Below are 3,859 nucleotides of genomic sequence, written 5' to 3'. Positions count from 1 at the left end.
ATGGCGGTGCTGCATTTTTAGTCGCATATTTAGTGCTTGCGTTCTTTTTAGCCTACCCCGCTTTAATGGCTGAACTTATGATTGGACGTCATGGCCAAGCAAACGCAGTGTCATCACTTCAAAAAATATCTAATAAGTCATGGCAAAAACACTTTGCTTTTGCTGTTGGTTTTGGCGGTATTTTATGCGCTGGCTTTATACTAAGCTTTTACGCCATTGTTGCCGGTTGGATGCTCAGCGCCACAGCTGAACCCATAGCCACTTTAGTTGGTGCCAACACAGCATCTACATGGTTAAGCGAGCAATCACTTACTCGAAATATTATATTCACTATGATCTTTATCGTACTAACTGTCGCTATTATAAGTAGAGGCGTTGAAAACGGTATTGAAAAGTGGTCTAAGCGTTTAATGCCTGCACTTTTAGGCATTTTATTTGCACTTATTGCTTATGTGATGACGCAAGATGGTGCTATGGAAGGCTTAAAAGCCTACTTAGTTCCTGACTTTTCATCTATTTTTGACGCAAAACTATTAGTAAGTGCACTAGGGCAAGCTTTCTTCTCTTTATCGCTTGGCACTAGCGTAATGATTATTTACGGCTCGTACATTAGTAAAAAAGAAAATCTTGTTTCTTTAGGTGCCTATGTGACCCTTATTGATGTATTTATAGCCTTTGTTGCAGGTTTACTGATTATTCCGGCTATGTACGTAGCACAAGCTCAAGGCGTTGAAATATTCTCGGCCACAACGGGTAAGCTACTCTCTGAAGATACATTAGTGTTTCAGGTACTCCCCGCTTTATTTGATGGAATGGGCGAAGTTGGCTTATTTGTGGGTTTTTCATTTTTTGCGTTAATGAGTATTGCCGCTTTAACATCATCTATTTCAATGTTAGAGGCGCCAGTATCATACACCGTAGAGCGCTTTGGGATGAAACGCGTTCAAGCAACGTGGTTAATTGGGGCGCTAATCGCTGTCGTTAGCATTACAATTGTGTGTAACCTTAGCAGCTTATTTGGCTTAGTAATCACTCTCACTACAAAAGTAGCTCAGCCTTTACTTGGTCTTATGTGTTGTATATTTGTAGGCTGGATTTGGTATAGAGGCTCATTACTAAAAGCAATTCAAGAGGGTAACCCTGAAGTTCACAATACATTGTTTTGGAAAATATGGCCTTGGTATACTAAGTTTGTATGTCCACTTGCTATTGGCATGGTGTTTTTACATTCACTATTGAGCTAAATGATACCTTAGCCTTAAAATAGTTTTAAATAAAATAGCCCACATTAGTGGGCTTTTTTATAGCTGCTTAAATTGGATTTATTGAGTGAGTTTTAAAATCATATCTTGATGAGGTATACCGTCTTCTAGATATTCACTTTTGTAATCTTCAAAGCCAAAGGAGCGGTAAAAATCAAGTAAGTAGGTTTGTGCGCCAATATAAATATCTCGTTCAGGCCACCGCTCTTTACAGCATTCTATAGCTTTACTTACAAGTACAGTGGCGTCGCCTTTGCCACGCGCACTTTTACTTACCAGTACGCGCCCTATTGCGCTGTATTGCTCATTTTTTTCATAGCATCGGGCATAAGTGTGTAGCCGCCCATTGTCTAGTGTATATAAATGCTGTGTATTTAAATCAATATCTACATCATCAAGTTCAGGGTAAGGGCACGCCTGCTCTACAACAAATACGTCTACACGTCCTCGCATAATAGTAAAAAGAGTATGCGCATCTAAAGCATTAAACTGCTCACATTTAAATTGCATTTTAAATCCTATAAACAATAAACCCAGCCTAGGCCGGGTTTAATAAAATTATTCACTTGTTAGTTTATATTAAGCAAATAAGCGCTCTAGTTGGTCGCACAACTGCGATAAATTCACGTGGTCATGCTCTATCGTTAAATCTACATAACCATCGCCTCTAAAGGCCCTGTCTAGCTCTATAAGCACGTGTGTTTTATGTGCCTCTGGTACAAATGACAACTCGATCTCTTGAATGCCAAATAAACTACGGCTATTTGGCTTATATTCAAGTTCCTGATAACAGCCCGATAACGATTGAAATGTTGAAGCGCGCAAATGGCCTTTTTCTACATCAGCCTTCATTAAGCTAAAACCTAGCTTTTCCATCGCCTGCATGCACGTTTTAACAGCTTCATTAGGGTAAATATGTAAATGGTCTTTATCGCTCGGATCAAGTGCTAAATCAATATCTAAACCTGTTTCAAGCCACACATGGGATTGATTGTAACCTGCATTAATTTCTGTAATAGGTGTTTCAGAATGAAGACGTGCTTCAAAAGGGATACTTTTAACTTCGCCCGGCTCAATTGTACCTATATCTGTAATTCGCCATTGGTCAATCACATGATTGGTAAAATAATCGCCATCATCACCTGCCACTTTAACACGGGTCATAAGTAATAAATCTAAGCCTGCAATATCTTGGCTAACATCACCTGCGGTAATGACTATTTGTGCATTAAAAAGCTGACCAGGTTGTAAGTGTTCTGTCTCTAAAACAGTATCTACTTTTGCAGCACCAATACCTACCGACGCTAAAATCTTTTTAAACATATATTTCTCCTTAAGCTGAGCGGTTCTATTATTTGCTCTTGCTTAAACTTCTTCGTTATCGCATCTTAACCATATTTAAAAGCCAATGTCAGTGAAAAAATGTTATTTACATGCTATTTACGATTAAATATATGTTTGATGCGCATTTTTTATACACAGCTAGGCAAGTATTTGATTAGACGCGTTCATTTTTAGGTCTATTTTTATTTTCAATGGTATAAATTTTTCGTTACACTGCAACCCCAAATGAAGTGATATTAAGAATTATGGAACTAATCTATTTTGCCGCCGCGTTTGTGTGTGGCTTTGCTGTTTATCAGTTAAAGCTGCCTCCTCTTATTGGATTTTTATTAGCAGGTTTTGCTTTAAATTTATCGGGTTATAAAAGTACAGAGTTGCTCGATACAATAGCAGCACTTGGCGTAACCCTTCTTCTTTTTAGTATTGGTTTAAAGCTAAAGGTAAACAGTTTAATTAAACCCCAAGTGTGGGCGCCTGCAACATTGCATATTATTTTTAGCAGCGCGCTTTTTAGTGGCTTTATGTTATTGCTTGGTGTTTTCGCTATTCCACTGTTTATTGATTTAAGTTGGCAAAGTGCTTTATTAGTTGGGTTTGCGCTTAGTTTTTCAAGTACTGTATTTGCAGTAAAAGTGCTTGAAGAACGCGGAGAAATGGCAAGCCTTCACGGTAAAATAGCCATTGGTATACTAGTCATGCAAGATATCTTTGCTGTTATCTTTTTAGCGATTAGTACAGGTAAAATTCCAAATGTATGGGCAATTGCATTAATAATTGCTCTGCCTTTATTACGACCTGTCATGTATGGCGTATTAAATCGCTCTAAACATGGTGAACTATTACCATTATTTGGTTTTTTCTTTGCTTTACTTGCTGGTTATCATGCATTTGAATTTGCAGGATTAAAAGGCGACCTAGGCGCACTCATAATTGGGATGATGTTTGCACCACATAAAAAAGCAGGAGAACTATCAAAATCTCTGCTTAATTTAAAAGACATATTATTAGTCGGTTTTTTCTTAAGTATTGGCTTGAGCGCAGAGCTAACCACTAGCTCATTAATCGTTGCTATTATACTTGTTTTAGTTTTACCTATTAAAATAGCGCTTTATTACGTATTCACAAATATATTCAAACTACGCGCACGTACATCATTACTTACCGCCTTTAGTTTATCTAACTACAGCGAATTTGGGTTAATTGTATGTGCAGTAGCAGCTAGCACAGGCATGATCACTTCTGAGTGGCTGGCC

The 3,859-nt window shown here is 38.0% G+C and carries 4 protein-coding genes; 2 read left to right on the top strand and 2 right to left on the bottom strand.

Going from position 1 to position 3,859, the window contains the following annotated elements; all coding sequences use genetic code 11:
• Positions 1–1,244: sodium-dependent transporter (locus L652_RS0101275; protein ID WP_024603206.1), on the top strand; the 1,244-nt coding region annotated here is incomplete at its 5' end.
• Between the two features lie 78 nt (positions 1,245–1,322).
• On the opposite strand, the gene L652_RS0101270 is transcribed toward L652_RS0101275, so the two are convergent.
• Entirely contained in the window at positions 1,323–1,772 is a 450-nt protein-coding gene (locus L652_RS0101270) for a GNAT family N-acetyltransferase (protein WP_004335742.1), read from the bottom strand.
• A 69-nt stretch (positions 1,773–1,841) separates the two neighbouring features.
• A complete protein-coding gene (locus tag L652_RS0101265; protein WP_004335740.1) occupies positions 1,842–2,585 on the bottom strand; it encodes a sporulation protein in 744 nt (247 codons plus the stop codon).
• Between the two features lie 266 nt (positions 2,586–2,851).
• On the opposite strand from L652_RS0101265, the gene L652_RS0101260 reads away from it, so the two are divergent.
• The coding region (locus L652_RS0101260; RefSeq protein WP_024603205.1) for a cation:proton antiporter at positions 2,852–3,859 on the top strand (1,008 nt) is incomplete at its 3' end.

It is taken from the genome of Pseudoalteromonas sp. TB25 (assembly GCF_000497995.1).
Classification (GTDB): Bacteria; Pseudomonadota; Gammaproteobacteria; order Enterobacterales; family Alteromonadaceae; genus Pseudoalteromonas; species Pseudoalteromonas distincta.
Note: the sequence above shows the minus strand (reverse complement) of the source record. Positions and strands in the feature narration are given on the sequence as shown.

Excerpts from the sequence above, each read along its gene's own strand:
- L652_RS0101270 (WP_004335742.1), bottom strand. The coding sequence starts at position 1,772 with ATGCAATTTAAATGTGAGCAGTTTAATGCTTTAGATGCGCATACTCTT.
- L652_RS0101265 (WP_004335740.1), bottom strand. The coding sequence starts at position 2,585 with ATGTTTAAAAAGATTTTAGCGTCGGTAGGTATTGGTGCTGCAAAAGTA.